At 61.2% G+C, this 23,422-nt stretch carries 16 protein-coding genes; 8 read left to right on the forward strand and 8 right to left on the reverse strand.

Translation table 11 applies throughout. From position 1 onward, the window contains the following. Positions 1 to 46 precede the first annotated feature (46 nt). The 5 genes from cls to CK498_RS08545 form a co-directional block, all read right to left on the reverse strand. Positions 47 to 1,444 (reverse strand): cardiolipin synthase, encoded by a 1,398-nt coding sequence (gene cls / locus CK498_RS08525; RefSeq protein ID WP_267873747.1) that lies wholly within the window; start codon positions 1,442 to 1,444, stop codon positions 47 to 49. A gap of 104 nt (positions 1,445 to 1,548) precedes the next feature. Then, complete coding sequence (locus CK498_RS08530; RefSeq protein ID WP_205600930.1) at positions 1,549 to 2,109, reverse strand: hypothetical protein; 561 nt, start codon at positions 2,107 to 2,109, stop codon at positions 1,549 to 1,551. Between the two features lie 162 nt (positions 2,110 to 2,271). Next, entirely contained in the window at positions 2,272 to 3,063 is a 792-nt protein-coding gene (locus CK498_RS08535; RefSeq protein WP_095620450.1) for a hypothetical protein, read from the reverse strand. An 11-nt stretch (positions 3,064 to 3,074) separates the two neighbouring features. Continuing rightward, on the reverse strand, positions 3,075 to 3,941 hold the full coding sequence (locus CK498_RS08540) for a WD40/YVTN/BNR-like repeat-containing protein (protein WP_095620451.1): 867 nt from the start codon (positions 3,939 to 3,941) through the stop codon (positions 3,075 to 3,077). A gap of 77 nt (positions 3,942 to 4,018) precedes the next feature. Further along, positions 4,019 to 5,626, reverse strand: a complete 1,608-nt coding sequence (locus CK498_RS08545; protein ID WP_095620452.1) for a multicopper oxidase family protein — start codon at positions 5,624 to 5,626, stop codon at positions 4,019 to 4,021. A gap of 805 nt (positions 5,627 to 6,431) precedes the next feature. Here CK498_RS08545 and CK498_RS08550 point away from each other — a divergent pair. The 3 genes from CK498_RS08550 to CK498_RS08560 all read left to right on the forward strand — a co-directional run bounded on the left by CK498_RS08550 (position 6,432) and on the right by CK498_RS08560 (position 9,567). Continuing rightward, entirely contained in the window at positions 6,432 to 7,025 is a 594-nt protein-coding gene (locus CK498_RS08550) for a Spy/CpxP family protein refolding chaperone (RefSeq protein WP_095620453.1), read from the forward strand. Positions 7,026 to 7,105: 80 nt separating this feature from the next. Further along, on the forward strand, positions 7,106 to 9,388 hold the full coding sequence (locus tag CK498_RS08555) for a heavy metal translocating P-type ATPase (RefSeq protein ID WP_095620454.1): 2,283 nt from the start codon (positions 7,106 to 7,108) through the stop codon (positions 9,386 to 9,388). Next, complete coding sequence (locus CK498_RS08560) at positions 9,385 to 9,567, forward strand: hypothetical protein (protein ID WP_095620455.1); 183 nt, start codon at positions 9,385 to 9,387, stop codon at positions 9,565 to 9,567. Before CK498_RS08555 ends, CK498_RS08560 begins: the two co-directional genes overlap by 4 nt. Before the next feature lie 280 nt (positions 9,568 to 9,847). Here the strand turns inward: CK498_RS08560 and CK498_RS08565 are convergent, their stop codons facing one another. Continuing rightward, entirely contained in the window at positions 9,848 to 10,810 is a 963-nt protein-coding gene (locus CK498_RS08565) for a chromate resistance protein ChrB domain-containing protein (protein ID WP_324615518.1), read from the reverse strand. A gap of 73 nt (positions 10,811 to 10,883) precedes the next feature. Between CK498_RS08565 and chrA the strand changes: the two genes are divergently transcribed. The 4 genes from chrA to CK498_RS08585 all read left to right on the forward strand — a co-directional run bounded on the left by chrA (position 10,884) and on the right by CK498_RS08585 (position 20,466). Next, positions 10,884 to 12,260, forward strand: a complete 1,377-nt coding sequence (gene chrA, locus CK498_RS08570; protein WP_095620457.1) for a chromate efflux transporter — start codon at positions 10,884 to 10,886, stop codon at positions 12,258 to 12,260. Between the two features lie 135 nt (positions 12,261 to 12,395). Further along, entirely contained in the window at positions 12,396 to 15,707 is a 3,312-nt protein-coding gene (locus tag CK498_RS08575; RefSeq protein ID WP_095620458.1) for a site-specific DNA-methyltransferase, read from the forward strand. A gap of 2 nt (positions 15,708 to 15,709) precedes the next feature. Then, a complete protein-coding gene (locus CK498_RS08580; RefSeq protein WP_095620459.1) occupies positions 15,710 to 17,647 on the forward strand; it encodes an ATP-binding protein in 1,938 nt (645 codons plus the stop codon). Continuing rightward, complete coding sequence (locus tag CK498_RS08585; protein WP_095620460.1) at positions 17,644 to 20,466, forward strand: BPTD_3080 family restriction endonuclease; 2,823 nt, start codon at positions 17,644 to 17,646, stop codon at positions 20,464 to 20,466. Before CK498_RS08580 ends, CK498_RS08585 begins: the two co-directional genes overlap by 4 nt. Positions 20,467 to 20,665: 199 nt before the next feature. Here the strand turns inward: CK498_RS08585 and CK498_RS08590 are convergent, their stop codons facing one another. Beyond that, entirely contained in the window at positions 20,666 to 21,325 is a 660-nt protein-coding gene (locus tag CK498_RS08590) for an inovirus Gp2 family protein (RefSeq protein ID WP_095620461.1), read from the reverse strand. Between the two features lie 317 nt (positions 21,326 to 21,642). After that, positions 21,643 to 21,840 carry an AlpA family transcriptional regulator gene (locus CK498_RS08595; RefSeq protein WP_217987736.1) on the reverse strand — a complete coding sequence of 66 codons (198 nt, stop codon included), beginning with the start codon at positions 21,838 to 21,840 and terminating at the stop codon, positions 21,643 to 21,645. Between the two features lie 441 nt (positions 21,841 to 22,281). On the opposite strand from CK498_RS08595, the gene CK498_RS25715 reads away from it, so the two are divergent. After that, positions 22,282 to 22,908 (forward strand): hypothetical protein, encoded by a 627-nt coding sequence (locus tag CK498_RS25715; protein WP_141246931.1) that lies wholly within the window; start codon positions 22,282 to 22,284, stop codon positions 22,906 to 22,908. The last annotated feature ends 514 nt before the right edge of the window (positions 22,909 to 23,422 follow it).

The following is a 23,422-nucleotide window of genomic DNA, read 5'->3' on the forward strand; positions in this document are numbered from 1 at the left end:
GCCCTCGATATCAAACGCGCCTGGGGTCTTTTGCTAGTCGACGACATCAGAGTATCGGAGCGAGTAGATATGCCGCTCGCGCCGCGACCCGATGCCAGAGCGGCTGTGCCTCCACCTCGCCGGGGCGCATCCGCCGCGAGCGGGAAAAGTCCGCCTCGAACATCGCCTCGACCTCGGCGGCGAATGCCGGGTCCATTACCAGCGCCGTCACCTCGAAGTTCAGGCGAAAGGAGCGGTTGTCCAGATTCACGGTGCCTACCGCCGCGCCGATGTCATCTACCAGGAAGGCCTTGCCGTGCAGGAACCCCTCCTCGAAGCGGTGGACCTCGACACCGGCATCCAGCAGTGAATCCAGAAACGCGTAAGCGGCAAAGTAGGTCAGCGGATTGTCCGGCCGCTCCGGAATCAGCACCCGTACGTCCACGCCGCTCAGTGCAGCCAGCTTGAGCATCGCCAGCACGCCCTCGTCGGGGACGAAATAGGGGCTGGAGATCCAGATCCGCTCATGGGCGGCATGGATCGCCTGCTGGATCATCAGGCTGGCGGTCTCGAAACGGTCCGCGGGACCGGTGGGCAGGATCAGCACCGGCGACGCGTGGTGGGTGGGCACCACAGGCTCCCAGGGCAGCTCGGGCAACGTCTCGGTGGCCCAGTGCCAGTCCTCGAGAAACACCAGCTGCAGCGCCAGGGCTGCCGGCCCCTCGATCATCAGGTGGGTGTCCCGCCAGGGGCCAATGCGTGGATGACCGCGCAGGTACTCGTCGCCAACGTTGAAGCCGCCGACCCAGGCCCGGGCACCGTCAGCCACCACGATCTTACGATGGTTACGGAAGTTGAGCTGGAAGCGATTACCCGGCCCCCGGGTGGAGTGGAAGCGGTGCACGCGGACACCGGCCTCCTCCAGCGCCCTGAGATAGCTCCCCGGCAGGGCGTAGCTGCCGATCTCGTCATACAGGAAGTAGACCTCGACGCCCTGCCGAGCCTTCTCGATCAAGCGAGTCTGCAGCGCCAGGCCCACCTCATCGGCGCGTACGATATAGAACTGCACCAGCAGATAGCGTTCAGCGGCCCCGATGCCGGCGAACAGACTCTCGAAGGTCGCCTCGCCATCGATCAGCAGCTCCACCCGGTTGCCGCCGAGAAACGGCAGCTTGGCCAGCTGCTCCACGCCCACCAAGTGCTTATCGCTGTGAGCCGCAGAAACGCCGTGGGCGCGCAGCTCGGCAAGTTTACTGGCTAGCGCCTGTCCTAGCACCGAGTCCTCGTCGCGCCGGGCCGAGACATAGCCCTGGAACCTCGCACGCCCGAACACCCAGTAGGTGGGCACCGCTACATAGGGCACCGTGTTCAGTGAGACGATCCAGGCCACTGCCCCCTGGGAGGTGCGACTCGACATCATGGCGTCCAGCGATGAGGCCAGGCCCACCAGATGGGCGACGCCCATCACAAGCAAGAGCCGGCGCCAGGGCCAGCGACGCCTGGCAGGCGCGTTCTGTGATGGTGACACGACTAGCTCCTCACTTCGCTCGGCCTTGCCGGCGCGGCCCATCAAGGGGAGTCCTCTCGACGTTCCTCTTTAGCCGTCGTTGCCGAGTCGCCAGTGCAAGGAGCACCGACGTCAGGCCTGCGCAGACAGGCTTCGCCGAGCATCAGTCGGCGCGCCAGCCACACCACGAGCGGTGGCAAGACGAGCCACTGCAGCAGCGGCGCAAGCCCCGTCCCCAACAGCGGCAGGGTGGGCATCCGCTCGGCGTATTGCCAGCGATCCTGCAGCACGGTGGCGTGCCACTCCAGCCCGATCGTGATCACCACGCCGACGACCACGAAACCGGCTATCGCCCTGCCGTGAGGCCGAAGCAACCAGTCGCGCTGCCGGAGTACCGCCGCCACGGCCCAGTAGGCCACGAGCGCGATGAGCACGTCCCCCAGGGTCGCCCGGGTGCAGAAGAGAACAGCGTCCCAGTGCCCCATTTCCGGCATCTCGGCGAACAGCGGTACTTGGAGGAACTCCCACGGATAGTTCAGCAGAAACGCAAAGAGCGCCACGTTGAACTCCGGGGTGGCCAGCAGCCGGTTCGACTTGCCGCATCCGGCTCGCGCTCCCGCCATGGTGAAAGCTCCAGAACAGAGAGGGGTCGATGCAGTGGGCAACGACAGGCGCCAGTGTTCCACGCCGCGCGAAGCCAGGCAAGCGGTGCCCTGCCCCCAAGTTGAACGGCAGATGTTTCTTGAGACTCGTCGCTCTAAGGTGCCCAAAGCGAGCCATCATGCTCAGGCCCGGCCCCGTCTATGGCGAAAGGTCTTGATCATTGCCGCCGTCTGCAGGACGAAGAGAATACCGACGAGCCCCAGGAACCAGAACCGAAACCAGTTGGGGTCCGGCACGCCTCGCTGGAAGGCCAGGTTCCTCAAGCTAAGCTCGTAATGCAGGAAAAGAAAATAAGAGGCGTGCAAGGCGACCAAGTAGAAGATGACATAGGCATACTGTTGTAGATGCTTCCAGGCCCGACTTCCCAGATAGCGTATGGCGCGATCAGAGGATATCGCCATCAGGACGAGTGCCCAGAACAGGGCCACCAGGCCGATCAGATTCGCCAGCCCGAAGCCGGGGTCTACGAGGACCGGCCCCGGAATCCCGATATTGTCAATGTGTTGGTAGCCCAGGAAGCCGCTTATCGACCAGCGTGCCCAACCGTCCCACACCAGGTAGGCATGCACGGCAGCGTACAGCGCGAACCAGATACCGAAGGCCCGCCGCCAGTGCATAAGTGAGACCATCACCTTTGGCCAGAGGCGCGCGACGGGGCCAATGGACAAGGCGACGAACAGCAGGGTGAAGGCCGCGTCCCCAAAGGCCCGCCAGGTGCGCATCTCATTATCCCACTCCAGGCGGCTGGCCCAGAAAAGGTATGTCACTACGGCACCGATGAGCACGACAGCCAGGTGCTTCAGGAGGCGGTACTTCCCCACTGAGGTAGTCGCCTCCGCCGAGGCTTCAAACGCTTTGCCCATCCTCTTCTGTCCCGGGGGGGGGTGCTGACTCATTCGCTTCTTCTCCAGCATCAAGAGCCACCTTACAGCGTCGACCAGTCGCGCCCACCGTTGTCACTGAGCAACAGCCGCCCCTGATCATCTGACGCCACCAGACGCTCGGGGTCGTTCGGGTCAACCGCCAAGTGCAGCAAGTAGCGCTCACCCCAGCCTCGCGTTACAACGTCCCACTGGCGGTTGGCCTCCTCGGCCGTTATCAATCCCGCCCCTAGCATGAAGGCATAGAGCCGCTCATCGTGAGCCGCCACCAGACTCGCGGGACGGCGCTCGGGGTGAACCGGGCGCCAGCGCTGCCCCCCATCCGGGCTCAGCAACAGGCCGTCCTGGGTGGCGGCATAGAGATGTTCGGGGTCGCGGCTCGAGGCCGCCAGAGCAATCAGGCCGTCCGGGGCCCGCCCCTGGACCTGCCATTGCTGGCCGCCGTCGTGGCTGACCTGCAGCTGGCCAGCAAAGGCACCGTAGAGCACGTCGGGGTCGGCTTCGCTGACGGTGAGCTGATGAAAATCCACCGGGCCATCGGCGCCAGGCGAGCGCTGCTCCCAGTGTTTACCGCCATCGCTGGAGACTACCACGCCCAGGTTGCCGCCCCGGGCCGGATGGCCGCTGGCGAAGAAGGTCTCGGCATCAGTGGGGTGCGGCGTGAAGCCCATGAAGTCATGGGTCTCCTCCGACACCCGGCGCGCCAGCCGATCGGCACCGATGGCATAGAAGCCATGGTGGGTGGCCAGCCAGATCCGCTCGCTTTCGGCGCGGTCGAAGGCCAGGCCGTGAATATGGGTCTGCTGGCGCAATTGCTCGAGGCTGATGCCCTCCGGCTCGCGGGAACAGCCCGCCAGCAGCAGGCTCGCCACGGCGGTCAGCAGCAGGAAAGCACGTCGGAAGTCACGCATCGCAAGAGGTCCTCGTTCATTCGGGTAAGCCCGGGGCTGCCGCGCAGCGCCGGGTTCGGCGGTGCCATAGGGCAGCCTCAGTTCACGCGGATCGTCGCCATCATCCCCAGTTCCTCGTGCTCGATGATATGGCAGTGGAATAGCCAGTCGCCGGGCTCGCGGAACACCATGCGCAGCTTGAGACGCTGGTAGGGTGCCAGGTTGACGGTGTCCTTCCAGGCCAGCCAGGGTGCATCGCGCCACTCGTCGTCGGCATCGCGGGTGGCGATCACCTGGAAGTGAGTACCGTGGACATGGAAGGGGTGGTCCATGTGGGAGTTGTTGAAGACCTCCCACTCCTCCACCTCGCCGGCCCGGCCCTCGAAGAGGACCTCGTCCATGGCGAAGGCACGCCCGTTGATCAGGAAGTCCACCTCCGGGCGGGCATCGCCGCCCTGACCAGCACCGTGAGCGGCATGACCGGCCCCCGGGCCATGGGTGTGGTGGTGGCTGTCGCTGCCACCTGCATGCTCGGCATGGGGATCGGCGTGGCCCTCGCCGTGGTCGTCATGGCCCGGCATCACCTCGGTAAACTCCACCCGGCGCCGTACGTCCGGCTCGCCCAGGGGCTCGACGCGTCCCAGACGCTCGGGCAGTGCCACGGCAGGATAGACGCCGGCGTTTAGGGTGTTGATCGACAGCAGCGGCAACACGTCGTCCAAGTGTGGCGGCCGAGCGCCCATCCAGCCGCGCTCATAGGGGTAACTTGCCAGCAGGAAGCGTTCATCGGCCCGCTCACTTACCCTTACCAGCAGGTCAGCGCGCTCCCCCGGGGTGAGCAGCAGTTCTTCGAGTGGCCGCGGCCGCTCGATCAGCCCGCCATCGGTGCCGATCAGGGTGAGTTCGTGCGCATCCAGGCGCAGGCGCAGGTAGCGGCCGGCACAGGCGTTGACCAGCCGTAGCCGCAGCGTCGTACCCGGTGCCACATCCAGACGCGGTTCGCGCTGGCCGTTGACCAACAGCAGCTCACCTTCGCGGCCATTCATCCAGTCCTCGGCGGTATGCGCTGCCACCTCCCCCTCCACATCGAGACGCAGGTCGCTGACCATCAGCAGGTGCTCTTCCACCTCCGCGGGCAACACGTCCTGAGCGGGCCTTACCAGCAGTGCGCCTGCCAAGCCGTGGGCGATTTGCCGGGCGGTGCCATGGTGTGGGTGAGGATGGAACCAGTGCAGGCCGGCGCTGCCCTCGGGGAGGGTGTAGCGGTACTGTCGGGACTCGCCCGGCGCCACGGCGTCCCACGGGGCGCCATCCTGGGCCGGCGGCACCGGCACGCCATGCCAGTGCACGGTGGTCTCATGCGACAGCTCATTGAATAGGGTGACATCCAGTTCATCGCCTTCCCTCACTTCAATCAGCGGCAGTACCTTGCCGTTGTAGAGCCACAGCCTGGCCTCCAGCTCGTCGCTCAGTGGCACTGCATGAGGCGCCGGGGTCAAGGCACTTTGGAAATGGCCGGCCGCATCGCTCAGATTGACGAGGCGCGGCAGCGGCTGAAGTGCCTGGCCGCCCTCCGGCAAGGCAACAAGCGCTGCGGGTCCAGCCGTATGGGGATGTTGGCGGGATAAGGCAAAGCCCATGCCACCCGCGGTGGATAGCACCAAGGCGCCTAGCGCCGAATAACCTAGAAATTCGCGACGATTCATCAAGTTGTCCTCGTAACATGAACACGCTCACCGTGGATCGCTTACCACGGTGCAACAGGGGCAAGAGGGTTCAGGCGCGAGGAGGACGCTCGAAAGGGGCGGGAGGCCCCGACGGATAACCCAGGCCTGGCCCGGGCAGAGGGGAGAAAGATACCGCCGCCTCAGCGGTCAGCCGAGCCATGGTGGCTCCACACTGGGCGCAGGGCATGCAGCAAGGAGACGCTGCAGTGGGGTGGGACTCAGCCGTCTCGGCCGTTGCAGCCAGATCCCAGGCCTGGGGGGCATGCGTGGCCAGATTCTCCAGACAGGCAGCATCGCCCTGATGCCCGCCCGCGGCAACAGGCGGTGCGAAAGCCAGCAGCAGGGCCATCATCATGCAGATTAGCCAGTGGTAGCAGAGTCGAGACATGCGCTGAAACGGCCATTCAAGCCAAAACAGCGGCGAGTATTTCACGCCCTCAAGGAAGCCCGCAACCGACGTCCTGCACGCAGGTTGACCATCGCGGCTCGCTTGATCTGCATCAATGGAAAGGTTGCGGCGTTGAACTAGGGTGAGTGCACCACCCTGTCAGTCGAGCCTCGCGCCATGGACCTGGCCGAACCCGCGACATGCCCAGGATCAAGGCGGGGCGGACTGCCGCCCTGCCCCGGTCATTACGAGCTACCTGCTCACTCAGCGGTTCGGGCCTCGAGACTCACTCATCGTTGGTGCTGAAGAAACGACATTGACCTGCGTGCACCACACAGCTCGCAGAATGTAGACGATGGCAATCGATCGGGCCTCTCGCCCGAGGGGAGAATGAACATGAAGCTTCGCAAGCAGACGTTGACACTCGCACTCGCCGTGGCACTCGCTGCAGGTGGCACCGACATTGCCCTCGCCCAGGGGATGATGGGCGGCAGCCAGGGCGGTATGAGCCCCGGCATGATGGGAGGCATGATGGGCGGCGACCAGGGCGGCATGGGCCCTGGGATGATGGGAGGCATGATGGGCGGCGATCAGGGCGGCATGGGCCCCGGGATGATGCAGGGCATGATGGGCGGCGGCATGATGCCTTGCCCGATGATGAGCAAAGGCATGGGCATGATGCAGATGCTCGAACCCGAGCAGCGCAGCGAGATGCGTGGGCTGATGCAGGAGCACCGCCCTGCCCAGTTCGAGCGCATGGGTCGCATGATGAACCTGCGCGACGACCTGATGGCCGAGATGCACGGCGAACGCCCCGACCCTGATGAGGTCCAGGCGCTACACGGCCAGATGGCCGAGCTGCACGGTGAAATGATGGCCGAGATGGTGCGCATGCGAAACGCCATGCATGACCTGATGAGCGACGAGCAGCGCCAGCAGCTCGAGCAGGTCACTCCCGAGAGCAGCGACGACCACGACGCCCATCACTGAGCCGCCATACTAGAAGCGCCAGGATGTCCGGGCGGCCAAGCAGTGGCCGCCCCTTCGGCCCCGCTCGCAGGAGGCATGCGATGACCGATACGACCACGAAGACGATTACCCTGACGGTGCCCGGCATGGGCAGTGACCACTGCGCCGGTATCGTGCGCAAGACGCTCCAGCGCCTCGACGGCGTGGGCGAGATCGAGACCAATATCGCCAACCATCGGGTCCGTGCCTCCGTGACCGCGGATGGCCCCGATGGTGAGGCACTCAAAGGCGCCGTCGAGGGCGCCGGTTATGACGTCGCGGCAGTGCAAGACGCAGGCGACGACGCAAGCGACAGCGACGCCGAGATCGAGGAAGCCTATCTTTCCCAGGCCCGCAAGCGGCTATGGATCGCCGGCGTCCCCACCACCCTGATCATGCTGCTGATGATGCCGCATATGTTCTGGCAGCCGATTCCCGGTTATCTAGCGATCGTGGCGCTGCTGGCCTTCCCGGTGGTGTTCCTCTACGGCGGTATCGCCACCCATAAATCGAGCTGGCGCTCGCTGAAGAACGGCACCTTCAATATGGACGTGCTGATCTCCATGGGCAGCCTGCCGCCCTATTTGATCGGGCTGATCGGGTTCGTCTATCCGATGACCTCGTTCATCGAGATGGCCGCCACCATCATGACCTTCCACCTGCTGGGGCGCTACCTTGAAGCCCTGGCCAAGGGGCGCGCGTCCCAGGCCATTCGCCGCCTGCTGACCCTGGGTGCCAAGACCGCTCGGGTAGAGCGCGACGGCGAGGAGGTCGAGGTACCGGTGAAGGAGCTGGCCATCGGCGACATCATGATCGTGCGTCCCGGCGACAAGATCCCCACCGACGGCGAAGTGGTCGATGGCGAGAGCCATATCGACGAGTCGATCGCCACCGGCGAGTCGATCCCGGTCTACAAGAGCAGCGGCGACAGCGTGATCGGTGCCACCATCAACAAGGAGGGGCGCTTGCGGGTCAAGGCGACCCGCGTTGGCGGCGATACCTTCCTGTCACAGGTGGTCAAACTTATCGACCAGGCCCAGGGCTCGCGGGTGCCGATCCAGGAGTTCGCCGATCGCATGACCGGTCGCTTCGTGCCGGTGGTGTTGCTGATCGCCCTGGCCAGCCTGGTTGCGTGGCTGCTGCTCCCCGACCTCCTGCGCCCGATTCTCGACTGGGGTGCTACCTTCCTGCCGTGGGTGAACCCCGAGGCCGCCACCCCGGTGCTGGCGATACTCGCCGCCGTAGCGGTGCTGGTCATCGCCTGCCCCTGTGCCCTGGGCCTGGCCACGCCCACCGCACTGATGGTGGGCTCCGGCATCGGCGCCGAGCGCGGCATCCTGATCCGCTCCGGCGAAGCGATCCAGACCTTCAAGGACGTCAAGGTCATGGTGCTCGACAAGACCGGCACCATTACCCGCGGCGAGCCCGAGCTCACCGAGACGGTCGCCGCCGACGGCGTCGAAGAGACGCGCCTGCTGACCCTGGCGGCGAGCGTGGAGAACGCCTCGGAGCACCCCATCGCCCGGGCCATCGTGGATGGAGCCAAACAGCGCGACGTGACGCCCGGCGAGGTCAGCGAGTTCCGTTCCACCGGGGCACGCGGCGTCTCAGGCAAAGTCGGCGAGGAGACCGTGCTGATCGGCAATCGTCGACTGTTGGAAGAGGAGGGTGTGCAGGGCCTCGAGGCCCTGGATACCGCCATGGGCGAGCTCGAGGGCAGGGGCCGCACCGTAGTGATCGTCGCCGCCGACGGCCAGGCGCTGGGACTGGTGGCCGTGGCCGACACCCTCAAGGAAGAGTCGATCGAGGCCATTCGCGGCATGCACGCCCTCGGCCTGCACGTGGTGATGATCACCGGCGACAACGAACGCGCTGCACGCGCCGTGGCCAAGGAGGTCGGCATCGATGAGGTCCAGGCCGGCGTACTGCCGGAAGGCAAGGTCGATGCCATTCGCGCACTTCAGGAAAAACACGGCAACCACGTGGCGATGGTCGGCGACGGCATCAACGACGCTCCTGCCCTCACCCAGGCTAACGTCGGCATCGCCATCGGCGCCGGTGCAGACGTCGCCATCGAGGCCGCCGACGTGACCCTGGTGAGCGGCGAGCTGACCGGCGTGGTAGAGGCCATGCATCTCTCCCGCGCCACCTACGGCAAGATCGTCCAGAACCTGATCTGGGCCAGCGGCTACAACGTGGCGGCCATCCCCATCGCGGCCCTGGGCCTGCTGCACCCGATGATCGGCGTGATCGCCATGACCGCAAGCTCGCTGTCGGTGATCGGCAACTCGCTGCTGCTCAAGCGGCGCTTCGCCCGCGACACCCCGCAAGGAGACACCCAATGAACCGACTTCACCACTGGATGATGACCGCCTGCGTGGGACTGATGGCGGCGGTCATGCTGCTGCTGATGTGGCGCGCCCAGTCGCTGGGCGGCGGCGCCTGGCTGCTGCTACCCATGGCCCTGTGCCTGGGCGCTCACTGGCTGCTGCACCGCCACTGGCACCGGGAACAAGATAAGTAACCTGGCGCCAGCTGTGGGCGGATTGCAACCGCCCCCGAAGGGGAGCCATGCCGACATATCACCGTGGCCATCTCGATGATGTCCATTAATCACGAAGATGTGTCGATGCCGGCCAACGAACTTAGCAGGCTCTCCAGGTCATAAGCGCGGTGTCCCGTTGCCACGTCATTAGCCAGCACAGGGCAACCGTGGTCAGGCCTTTGTCTACCAGCACAACAACCTGGGCCAGGAACAGACGGCGACAGACGCAGTTGGCGAACCCGTCAAGCATAAGGTCTCGTCAGGACTGTTGATAGGCCTGGTAAAGATCATCCAGCAACGGCACCACATGGGCAAGCAGGGCATCGTCATCCGGACAGCGCTCCCGAGCGCCGCTCAACATCAGCTTCAGCCCCGCCGCCTCGGGTACGGGAGCCCCTCCTACATCTAGGTAGTGCACCAGTTCGCCGAGCCGTACCAGCGCGGCATCCACCACCAGCCCGAAACTCGCCAGCAATACTTCGAAGGTGACCTTGTCGTCGACATGGGTGAAGGCGGCACCATCGAAGTCGAATCCCAGCGCCTCCGTCGGACACTTCGTCGGGCTTTCCAACCACAGGAAGCGCGCCTCGGGGTCGATGAAGCGCTGGATCAACCAGGCAGAGGCCACGCGATCCACCCATAGGTGACGACGGGTGGCCCATAGTCGACTGCGGAAGGCGCTTTGCTCCAGACGGGGAATCTCGGCCCGGGTGGCCTTGGGCTCATCGGGTACGAAGCAGCGGTTATAGGTCGCCTCGGCGTCTGCCAGAGACTCGACGATTCGTTCTTTCCCTGCTCCCGGAAAGAAGTCGATCTCAATAAGAGCCTGGAAGCGTCGCTGCAACTGAAGAAGTCGGCGCTGTGCCTCGCGCGCCACGAGGCGGGGACACTCCCGTTGCCAACTGGCGATCGCCTCGAGCAACTCCTGATACTCCGCCCCCCGGTCGAATAGGGAAGGTAGCACCTCCGTTGTCTGCACGCTGGTATCGTCTACCTCAAGCAGCAGGGACGTACCCCCAAGGGTCTGAATGGCATCGGCCTGATGTTGCAGCGCTTGGTATCGAGATGGGCTTGCCGGCAACAGGTAGACACCGTCACGCAGTACGGCCGCGCCCATGCTGCGCAAGGCCCGCCAGATCCGCATGCGAGCGCTACTCGCATTGCCGCTGAGGCTCATGACAAGTATCAGCCAGCGTCTTTCTTCATCTATCACGCGATTCATCACCGTTGTATACGTAACACCTATGTTATACGCTCTACAAAATTATGCCGCCATCGTCTTCGTGAGAGTGTACATGCCGCCCGTCACCGACACACACCACCAGATTCCCTTCCGTGAGGCCGTGATGGTCTGGCTGCGCATCGCCATGCTGAGCTTCGGCGGCCCGGCCGGCCAGATCGCGGTAATGCATCGTATCCTGGTCGAGGAGAAGCAGTGGATCGGCGAGCGGCGTTTCCTGCACGCCCTCAACTACTGCATGATGCTACCAGGACCGGAGGCCCAGCAGCTGGCGATCTACATCGGCTGGCTGATGCACCGCACCAAGGGCGGCCTGGTTGCCGGTTGCCTGTTCGTGCTGCCCGGCTTCATCGCCATCCTGGCACTCAGCTACCTCTATGCGGCGCTGGGTAACGTGGGGCTGGTGGCGGGGCTGTTCTTCGGCCTCAAGGCCGCCGTGCTGGCGGTGGTGCTGAATGCGGTGGTACGGATCGGCAAGCGGGCACTCAAGAATCGGATCATGCTGGGCCTGGCGGCGGCAGCGTTCGTAGCGATCTTCTTTTTCCACGTGGCGTTCCCATTGATCATCCTGAGTGCGGCGCTGCTGGGTTACTGGGGCGGCAAGCGCGGCATGGCCGCCTTTCAGGTCGGCGGCGGCCATGGCGATGACGATGCCCAGGGCCTCAGCGACCGCGACTCGCTGCTCGGCGAGGGGCTGCCCGCCCACGCGCGGCCCAACCCCGGCTGGTCGCTGCGCGTCTCGGCGATCTTCCTGCTGCTGTGGCTGACGCCGGTCGTGCTGCTGCTGGTTACTCTGGGGGGCGAAAACGTCTTCAGCCAGATCGCCACTTTCTTCAGCAAGATGGCAGTGGTCACTTTTGGCGGCGCCTATGCGGTGCTCGGCTACGTGACCCAGGAGGCGGTTCAGAACTACGGATGGCTGGCCCCCGGGGAGATGCTCGATGGGCTGGGGATGGCCGAGACCACCCCGGGGCCGCTGATTCAGGTAGTGCAGTTTGTCGGCTTCATGGGAGCTTTCCGCGACGCCACCGGACTCGACCCCATGGTGGCAGCGACCCTGGCGGCGGTGCTCACCACCTGGGTGACCTTCGTGCCCTGCTTCCTGTGGATCTTCCTCGGAGCGCCCTATGTGGAGCGCCTGCGCGACAACCGCGCACTCAGTGCTGCTTTGTCCGCCATTACCGCAGCCGTGGTCGGCGTCATCCTCAACCTGGCGATCTGGTTTGGCATTCACGTAATCTTCGCCGAGGTCGAGGAGCGGCACGCCCTGGGGGCTCGCCTGCTGATCCCGAATCTGGCCTCAGTGGATTTGTTGGCCCTGTTGCTCGCCGTCGGTGCCATGATCGCCATCTTTAAATTCAAGGTCGGCATGCTCAAGGTGCTGGGCGCATGTGCTCTGATCGGCGTGATGGCTTCCCTATTTTCTTTCTGACCAAGGTGGTCAGAAGTTTTTGCAGGCAATAGACCAGGCCAATAGGCGCCTTGCGACCACCCTGCCCCTTCATCATGATGGCCTGTATCATCAGCAGGCTATGCACTCATCGCCGCCAGAACGACAGGACGCCCCATGAGCCACACCGACGCCCAGCTACGCGAGCTGATTCTGACCCTCGTGCCCGTTGACGGCAGCACCATCGGGAATGCCCGACTCCGCAACCTGATGGCGGCGAAGCTATACGCCAAGGTAGAAGAGGAGGAATACGAGCGCGTGCGCGACACATTGCTGGCAGAGGGCGTACTGGGCAAAGGGCGTGGCCGCGGTGGGTCGGTATACCGGCTACAAGAAGCAGAGCCCGAGGCGGAGCCTAGTGAAGATGAGCACGCACCGGACCTGAGCCTTGAAATGCAGGAAATGCCTGCTGAGCTGCCGCTCAACGAACCGGCAAAGTCAAAAGCATCGAACAAACCCTCGCCGCCGCGTCAGAAGAAGGCGGATCATGTCCAGGTACTCTCCTACCGGTATGACGAGAAGCGCAAGAACAACCCCCACGTGGGCATGGTGGATACCGCAAGCGACGGCGTGGAGGAGAAGACCCGTTGGGCCTATGACCCACACTTGGACCCGGAGCTGCAGTTCGATTCCTCTGCCACCCGCGCCCAGATCGAGACCCTCATCGACGATGCCCTGGCCTCGGGTGACCAGGCGCAGATGAAGGCGGCTCTCGAAGAGCTCAAGCGGCTGCAGTCCCCCTACCTGCAGTGGAGCGGCAAGGCAGAGCGCACCAGCTTTGAAGTCGATACCGTCTCGCTGCACGTTCACGAACGCATCGACCCGGCCACCATCCTGGCCGCGGTGCAGAAGCGTCTGCGTGACAGTAAGGGTAAGTCGTCGCCGGCTTTCCAGTCCGATCTCTTCCATGCGCCCTTCGAGAACCTCCCGTTGCGCGAGGCCATCGACTTTTACAAGCACGAGCGAGACTGGGCCAACCGCCTGATCGCTGGCGACTCCCTGCTGGTGATGAATTCGATGCTGCAGAAAGAAGGCATGGCCGGGCAGGTGCAGATGATCTACATCGACCCGCCCTACGGCATCAAGTACGGCTCCAACTTCCAGCCGTTCACGAACAAGCGCGACGTGAAGGATCGTAAGGACGAGGACCTGACCCAGGAGCCGGAGATGATCAAAGCGTTCCGGGATACCTGGGAGCTGGGCATCCACTCCTACCTCACCTATCTGCGCGATCGACTGCTGCTGGCGAGGGAACTGCTGAGTGATAGCGGGTCGGTCTTTGTGCAGATTTCGGATGAGAATCTTCATCGAGTTAGATTAGTGCTCGACGAAATTTTTGGAGAAAAAAACTTTATTAGCCTGATCAGCTATGTGACTTCTAGCGGATTTCCGTCAAAAACACTTTCAAGATCTGGCGATTACATAATCTGGTATGGAAAGACTGATGAAGTAAAGTACAACCAGCTCTATACAAAAAAAGAAATCGGTGATGAAGGTGCTGGCGAGTACAAATGGGTAAAATTATCAAATGGGGCAAGTAGAGCCATGTCCGAATCTGAGCTTTCCGGACAGGTTGAGCTGCCACAAAATAGTCGTATATGGCGATATGGCCCACTGACATCCTCTGGCGGCTCAGAGGTAGGCAGTCAAGAATTTACTTGTTTTGGAAAGGATTATTCCCCAAAAAGCAATAATCACTGGAAAATCACTCACTTGGGATTAGACCGCCTTAGCAAAAGCGGGCTGCTAAAACCAAGAAATAATAGTCTTTCTTATTTCCTCTTTGCTGATTTTTATCCTGTCCAGCCTATCAATAACATTTGGAAGGATACCAAGTGGGGGTTTGACGCTGGTGAAAAGTCCTATGTGGTCCAGACTAATCAAAAAATTATTGAACGCTGTCTCCTGATGACCACCGACCCCGGCGATCTGGTGCTCGACCCCACCTGCGGCTCGGGCACCACTGCCTACGTTGCCGAGAAGTGGGGGCGGCGCTGGATTACCTGCGATACCTCCCGGGTGGCCGTCACCCTGGCCAAGCAACGCCTGATGACTGCCAGCTACGACTACTTCGAGCTGAAGTACCCTCAGGAAGGGCTGGGTGGCGGCTTTATCTACAAGACGGTGCCGCATATTACTCTCAAGTCGATCGCCAATAATCCCGAGATCGACGAGATTTACGAACAGTGCCATCCGGCTATTGAGCAGGCCTTGGATTGGCTTAATGGTGAATTGCAGAAGCACTTTGCACCGGCCTTCCCTGTAACGGAAGGCGGCCGCAAGGGCGGAAAAGTCGACTTCACCGCACCTGACCGGAAAACCGCGACTCTAGCTAGCGGTGAGGAGGTGCCTGTCAATGCCCTGCTGGAGTGGGAGGTGCCCTTCGATTGGCCCGAGGGGTGGCCCGAGGAGGCCATTCACGCCTTTGAGGACTTTCATAAGCAGCGCATTCGAATGCAGCAGCGTATGGACGAGAGCATCGCCAACCATGCCGGCCAAGAGGTGCTCTATGACCAGCCTGAACCTAGCAAAGACAAGCTGCGTATCACCGGTCCCTTCACCGTTGAGGCGGTGCCCTTCGCCACCGTCCTGGGCCTGGATGAAGCCGAACGGCCCAAAGAGGCTGATGTGGCCGTGGCCCGTTCCGGGGCAACGTCGCGCCATGCCCAGTGGCGTGATGAGCTGCTCAAGGCCGGCATCCGCGGCAAGGGCGGTCAGAATCTCAAGCTGATGGACCTCGAGACCCTTCCCGGCGCCAAGTATCTGCATGCGGTGGGCACGGTGGCTGAGACCGGTGAGCGAGTGGCCGTCAGCTTCGGCCCCGAGTATGCGGCGCTGGAACAGCGTCAGGTAGAGATCGCCAAGAACGAGGCCGGCGACCTCTTTCCTCTGCCCAAGCTGCTGGTATTCTGCGCCTTTACGTTTGACCCTGAGGCCGCCAAAGACATCGACAGCATCCGCGGCATTCAGGCGCTGCGGGTGCAGATGAACACCGACCTGCTCACCGAAGACCTGAAGAAGAACAGTCGCAGTAACGAATCTTTCTGGCTGATGGGTCAGCCCGATGTGGAAATCCATGAGCTCAAGGACGGCAAGCTGCAGGTGGAAGTGCACGGTTTTGACTACTTCGACACCAAGACCGGCGAGCTGAAGTCCGGCGGCAAGCGCGACATCGCCGTGTGGGAGCTGGACACCGACTACGACGACCGCTCTCTCTATCCGCGCCAGGTGTTCTTCCCCATGGCTGGCAAGAAGGATGGCTGGTACAAGCTCAAGAAAGATATCCGCGCCGAGCTCAACGAAGAGCTGCTGGACGGGTTCCACGGCACCAAGTCGCTGCCCTTCGAGCCTGGCGACAACCGCTGTATTGCAGTGAAGATCGTCGATAATCGCGGCATCGAATCGCTTAAAGTCGTTCGGCTGGACTGACCATGACACAGCAACTGAGCCTCTTCGAGGTGCTGGCTCGCCATGAGGGGGTCGATACCGAGTACAAGTCGGCGCGGGGCGGGCTGCCTCGCGACCTGTGGGAAACCTACAGCGCCTTCGCCAATACCGCCGGAGGCACTATCTATCTGGGGGTCAAGGAAACCGACCAGGGGCCGGTGATCTCGGGCATCCCCGATGTCGATAAGCTGCGCCGCGAGTTCTGGGTCACGGTCAATAACCGCCAGAAGGTTAGCGCCAATATCCTGCAGGAGAGCGACGTTAGCGTAGAGACCTTCGAGGGTGACGACATCTTGGTGATCGAAGTGCCGCGGGCCTCGCGCAGCGAGCGACCTGTCTACATCGGCGTGGACCCCTTCCAGGGCAGCTACCGTCGCAACCACGAGGGTGACTTTCGCTGCAACGAGTCCGAAGTGCAGCGTATGTTCGCCGATCGGCTCGACCAGGAGCCGGCGGACAGCCGCATCCTTGAGAATTTCGACGTCGACGACCTCGATGCCGACTCCCTCAAGCAGTTTCGCAATCGCATGGCCTCTCGGGTACCCGACCATCCCTGGCTAACGGAAGACGACCGCGGCCTGCTAACCAAGCTCGGCGGATGGCGCAAGGATCGTCAGAGCGGCCAGCTGGGCCTGACCCTGGCGGGTCTGCTGATGTTCGGCAAGACCGAGGCCATCCAGGACAATGCCGCCCTGCCGGGCTTCCACCTCGACTACCGCGAGCGTCTGGCCGACGACGAAGCCACCCGCTGGAGTGACCGGCTGACCATCGACGGCACCTGGGAAGCTAACCTGTTCCAGTTCTACCAACGCGTATCGCAGAAGCTCTCCCACGACCCGGCCCTCAAGGTACCTTTCCGGCCTGACCGCCGCGGCCAGAGTGATGCCCATGAAGCACTGAAGGAGGCGCTGGTCAACGCGCTGATCCATGCCGAGCACTCCGGGCAGGGTGGGATCGTGATCGACCGCTTCAAGGATCGCTTCGAGTTCTCCAACCCCGGTACGCTGCTGCTCTCTCAGGAGCAGCTGATGGCCGGTGGTGTCAGCGAATGCCGCAACAAGTCGCTGCAAAAGATGTTTCAGTTGTTGGGCGTAGGCGACAAGGCAGGCTCCGGGCTGGACAAGATCCGCCGCAGTTGGCACGCCCATCTCTGGCAGCCCCCAAGCTTGCGTGAGCGCTTCCGGCCTGACCGGGTCATTCTGCTACTGCCGCTAATCAGCGTGATGCCCGAAGATGTGATAGCAACACTGGAAGAGCGCTTCGGATCCGCCTTTCAGGCACTCTCACCCGACGAGGCGCAGACGCTTGTCATCGCAGCCATGGAACGGCAGGTCACCAATCAGCGCCTGCAGGAGATGCTGACCCTGCACAGAGTCGATATCACCCAGATGCTGCGTGGCCTAGTGGAGAAAGGCATGCTGGAGCCCCATGGGCGCAGCCGTGGGGCCTACTACACCTTGCCACTGGCAGCCCCGACCGGGCTGAAAGCCGAATATATTCCCTCTCCGGCTGGCGGTGAGCAGCAAGCCGCGCAGAGCGAAGTCAGCTCCCTACACTCCGACACTAGCTCCCTACACTCCGACACTAGCTCCCTACACCCAGCGGTGGTGGAGCATCCGTTGTGGGATGAGCTCTCCCAGCAATTTGACTCCGAGACCACGGCAGAGCTGGTCGCCCAGACGGCCCATGTTCGCGGATACCGGCCGCCGGCTCAGGAGATGCGACGGGTGCTGCAAACACTGTGTCGAGACCGATACCTCAGCCTGGCACAGCTGGCCTATCTGGTAGGCAGAAACCCGGAAGGGCTGCGGACCCGCTACTTGACGCCCATGGTGCGGGAAGGCCTGCTGCAACTACGCTACCCCAACGTCCCGAACCACAGTCGGCAGGGCTATCGCACGGTAGAAGGAACCCGCGAATGACCGCTCAATCCCTGATCATCAACTCCCCGTACGACCGCCCTTCCGCCTACTGGGAGCAGGACGGCGCCGGCAAGGCGATGAGCCAGCGTCAGGGGCGCCGACCCGCCGCCTACGAGATCTTCGATACCCGCAACAACACGCGGCGCAGCGAACCGCTGGAGTTGGTGAATCGCATCCGTCAGCGGGTCGACGAATGGCGCACGGCTGGCTATCCGGGCGTGACCAGCGTAACGCGGCAACTGCTGGAGCACTGGCAGGCACGTGGCGAGTGGGACGCCGATGGTCGCCGCTGGGAGGGCGGCCCGCGCCAGTACCCGTTCTACTTCTGCCAGCTCGAGGCTGTCGAGACGCTGATCTGGTGGCTGGAGGCTCAGGAGTCGTTCCGCCAGGGCATCTTTCTACCTGGCGACGGCGGCCCCTGGGAGCGTATCTGCAACAAGATGGCTACCGGCTCGGGCAAAACCACGGTAATGGCGCTGATCATCACCTGGCAGACTCTGAATGCAATCCAATACCCCAATGACCGGCGCTATTCCAAGGCAGTGCTAGTGGTCACGCCCGGGCTAACCGTCAAGAGCCGCCTGCAGGTGCTCTACCCCGGCAACGAGCAGAATGTCTACGACGAGTTTCGACTGTGCCCCAACGAGTCCATGCGTCAGCAGCTCAACCGTGTGGAACTGGCGGTGGAGAACTGGCATACCCTGATGCCGCTCAAGGAGCAGGCCCGTTCGGTGGTGAAGAAAGGCAAGGAGAGCGACGAGGCCTTCACCCGCCGGGTGTTAGGCAAGCTGGCGGATCGCAAGGATCTTATCGTCATCAATGACGAGGCTCACCACGCCTATCGCCAGCGCGCCGAGATGAAAGTGAGCAAGAAAGAGGCCGAGGCCCTGGGGATCGACCTGGATGAGGCCACTCGCTGGATAGAGGGGCTCGACCGAATCCACAAGACCCGGCGCATCCGCCGTTGCTTCGACCTGTCCGCTACGCCCTTCGCCCCTACCGGCAAGAGCAATACTGACGCAGGTCTGTTCGAGTGGGTGGTCTCTGACTTTGGGCTCAACGATGCCATCGAAGCCGGACTGGTGAAGACACCTCGGGTGGTTGTGCGTGACGACGCTCTGGCCAACGCCAAGTCCTACGCCAGCAAGCTCTATCACCTCTACCGTGAGGATGAAGTACGCGACGACTTGAATCGCCGGGCGGAGCCTCATGCACCGCTCCCGGATTTGGTGCAGAAAGCCTACGCGCTGCTGGCTTACGACTGGCGGGAGACGGCTAATCAGTGGCGCGATAGCGGCCACACCATTCCCCCAGTGATGCTGACGGTGTGCAACCGCACCGAGACGTCTGCCCGCATCGAGCATTTCTTCAACAACGGTGACTGTCTCATTCAGGACACGCAGGCGCCGGATGCCACCCTGCGGGTCGACTCCAGGGTGCTGGAGAAGGCTGAGCGGGGAGAGTCCATCACCAAGGACAAGGAGTACGCGAAGCGGCTCGAAGCGATCATCCAGGCCGCCGGCCTGCCCAGCGACAAGCGCGACGACCTGCTGGCCATGAAGCAGGAAGAACAGTTGCGTGCCCTGGTGGACACAGTCGGCAAACGCGGCCAGCCGGGCCAGCATCTTCAGAATGTGATCTCGGTGGCCATGCTCTCCGAGGGCTGGGACGCCGCCAACGTGACCCACATCATGGGGCTACGGGCCTTCACCAGTCAGCTATTGTGCGAGCAAGTGATCGGCCGTGGGCTGCGCCGGGTAGCCCACGACATGGACGCCGACGGCAAGTTTCTGCCCGAATACGTCAATGTGTTCGGGGTCCCGCTATCAATCTTTCAGGACGACAGCGAAGGCGGCGAGGCACCGCCACCGCCCAAGCCCAGCATCCGCATCGAGGTGGAGCCGGGCAGGAATCACTTGGAGATCCGCTGGCCCAATGTCGATCGGATCGACAACGTGCTCAAGCCCGAGCTGGTGATGGATTGGCAGGGCGTGGAGCCACTGAAGCTGGACCCGGGCCAGACGCCGCTGAACGCCGATATCGCACCATCGCTGACCGGCTCGCCCAACTTGGGCATGGTGACCGAGATCGACCTGGAAAAAGCAGTCGAGGACTTTCGCCTGCAGAACCTGGTTTTCCGGGCGGCACGCAAGCTCTACCTGCAGAACGCGACCACCTTCGGCGGCGACAAGCAGTATCTGGCCGTCCAGTTGATCCGGCTGGTGGAAGAGTTCCTGGCCAGCGACAAGTTGGACATCCCCAGCCTATGGCACCAGGACCCAGTGCGACGCCGCCTGCTGTTCGCTCTGAATATGGACACTGTCGTCGCACACGTCAGCCGCTTCGTCACTGAGCAGAATGTCGAGCGTCAGGAGTTAATCTTCGATGAGCACCGTCCTATCGGCTCCACTGCCACCATGCGTGCCTGGCTGACAACCAAACCCTGTGCGGCCACTGAACGCTCTCAGATAAGCCATGTGGTCTACGATAGCACCTGGGAGAAGCTGGTCGCCGATATCTGCGAGAACCATCCACACATTACCGCCTGGGCCAAGAACGACCACCTGGACTTCAAGGTGCGATACCTTTGGCGCGGCTCATCACGCAACTTCGTACCGGACTACTTGGTCCGTCTCGCCAACGGCAAGACCCTGGTGCTCGAGGTGAAGGGCCAGGACAGCCAGCAGAATGCCGAGAAACGCGCTGCCATGGAGACTTGGGTCAAGGCCGTCAACGAGCAGGGTGGCTTCGGCCAATGGGCCTTCGATACCGTATTCGAGCCTTCCCAGACACGCGACGTCATCGAGCGGTATGTGTGATGGTGGGCCTCGTTTTCTGACATGGGCGCCCACGCCTTGCGTTGTACGCATACTTCCTCCCTAGGGGGTCTCAAACAGGTTGGCACCACAGCCTGCTCATCAACAGCCATACTTGGCTTGCCCTCATGGCTCCGCCCTCTCAAGGTTCGGGGCCTCAGGGAGGCCCCGTACGGTTCGGTGCGCTACTTGCACCTGTTGATTAGTTCTGGCTGTTGCCGAACGCCCGCAGCCCTAGGCCATACTGCTTCGTCTCCGCTTTGCACATGTAAGAGGCCCGATAGAAGGCTCGCGCGAGGCTATCCGGGTCATCCTTATCGATCCAATACCACGGGTTCTGTGGAACATGAATCCAAGGCTCCTGGGGGTTCCACTCCACCCCCAGCGCGCTGTACCAGGCCCGGGAGACACGGTTGAAGAGATTTTCGTTGGGGGAACCCGCCCTGCCGGGCAGGTGATAGGCATCGCGATTGAGTATCAGGAAGAAGTGATAGTGCGGCTTGCCATTTTCTCCTACCTCACGGCACCAGACGTAGCGGACCTTGGTATCCGGCGCCCAGCCGCTCAGGCGCTTCCGTGCTCGGTCGTGCTTGATGATCGCCCTGAGGGACTCGATAAATCTCCGGATCAGCAACTGATGGTCCTGAAGTGTCATCCTGTCACTGATTGCGATAGGTACTACTGGGTCAACTCGAAAAGCAAGCACTCGCGGATACTCGTCGATAGCACTCTGTAGCGTGTCCTGAAGCGTCTGCAAGTATTCAATAACCATCGGCAAGGACTCTGGCTGGACCTCCATCCCGTTGAACGAGGTGGAGTGAGTCAGGTGCAGGTTGGGGTTGGTGGGGTGTCTCGTTGTCATTTCACATCTCCAGTGACATGGTTAAACGCCGATGCCTTGTCGGTCATCGGCGCTGATATCAGGCACAATTAACTCTCCAGCTGTCTGCTGGATTCATTGGTCTATGCCTAGGATCTTCTCTGCTGCTTGCCTTGTTTATCTGATACGGGGCTGGTGGCCCCTACCCTTCTCTCTTGACTAGAGTAATAATAATTAAACAAGGGTCGAAAATGCTGATTCCATGATCAGCAATGCAGGTGGGCTCTAATGGACTTGAGGGATAGAGGGTGGAGCCTCGGCTCTTCCATTACATCAGGAATAGTTCGAAGCGGCCGGCACTAATTGTCCTCAGTATCCCGGCATTCGATACTGTTCTGAATCCACGCATCCACCTCACTCTCGACCCAGGCAACGGCCCGACTGGTGAGGTTGACAGACTTGGGGAACAATCCAAGGTTCATGTACTTGTAGACCGTGGACCTACCGAGGCCGGTACGTTCAATGACGTCTTTGATGCGGATCAGTTTCATGCTCATGACGAACTCCTGTTATTCGTTCATGAGATCGAGCTGGGTAGTTAATTTTTAATCTGAAGTCTCAGTTGTAAAGGTAACTGAGAACGCATCCAGTGCTTGCGCTTCTCCATAACTTACCTGCCAAGGAAAATTATAGCACTGCATCCTAGGAGTTTTGTTTGCGCTTCCATTTATCTGAAGGCTATAGCCTAGGCGCCAATGAGACTGATGCGTGGGCTGACCAAGGCACGAAGAATTGCAAGGAATGATGAAATGTGATAATTGATGGTTTTTGACGCATTTTTGTAGCTTTATATAGCAAAGCTTGATGGTTGTGGTGAAGCATGCAACCTAATCAGGTCGTCTATAAGAATACTTTTTTATGTGAAAATTGACTTTATTTGACACGTTTAGCTGCCTATGGTAGCGTTAATTAACGCAAACAACACGATTTAATATGACATGAAATCACTCTGCAAGTGGCTCCAGCAGCAACCAAGGGAAGCCGAATCTAAAGCGCTAGACTACCTAAACAGCAAAGGCTTTTATTGCAACAACAAAAAGCTAAGCATTGCGGAACAAATTGAGCATATAGAGTCTAGGAATGCGCGTGATTTACACTTTATAGATTGCGTAAGAAAACTTAAGAACAACATTCGTCAACAAAAAAGCGCAATGCGAACCCCCGGCATAAAGCCAAGGACATTCAAGATATCTAATTCTTCTTATGAAGCTTTAAAAGCCATGGCTGAAATTCAAAACGCCACCATCCACAGCGTTTTGGAAACAATTATATCTAACGAGTCTGCCAGGTATGGAATAAGAGGAAGCTTTACTGGCTATGCCCAAAATGACTCACCGGGCTATGACCACTCGGTTGATAGCATCTCTTACAACTATCCGACCGAATCACCGCACTATTTTAGCGCCCACTATTCTGTCCCGCAAAGCAACATTGGCGAGGTTTTAGCTGGATACTTAGAGGGAAAATACCCTACAAGCCACAATGGAAATACTGAATTTACTAGCTTAGGTCCTAAATTGCAGGCTATGAAAGATCAAATTGACTCCAACAAAGGAGAAAACTAGGAGATATAGAAAAGCTCTATTTTATCACCACAAAAAAAGTTCAAATAACGGAGCTTGGGCAAATTACCTACTAAAGAAAAAGGTAGTAGTAGCACCATGGGACGAAAATCGGCCGGAGAAAAAGTACCCGACTCATCTGTCCAGCATAGCCGATTCTAACCTTGTGTTAGGAACGACTAAAATGAAGTTTAAAGGAAGACATTGCCAGTAACGACATGCCGCCTTACATCTACAGAGGACGCGATCGGAGGCGGTGCCCGGCATAATGGACGGGCTTAGCACAGAAATTGCGGCAGATTGCCAGCAGCAACCCGGCGCTGAGCGTCGATTTGGCTCAATGGGTTCAGCTGTGCGCCGAGGCAAGGATGCTGAGGACCGATAGCCACTGCGGCAGTGCTTGAGTAGAATGCCCTTCCATCACCCCATTTCAAGCTCCTTGCCTGACCGAGGCAGCCTAGTGCAGCCTCAGCCAAACGGGGAGTACTCTGGGGAGTAAAGTCACGCCTGGCTGCTC

This window comes from Halomonas salipaludis (assembly GCF_002286975.1).
GTDB lineage: Bacteria > Pseudomonadota > Gammaproteobacteria > Pseudomonadales > Halomonadaceae > Franzmannia > Franzmannia salipaludis.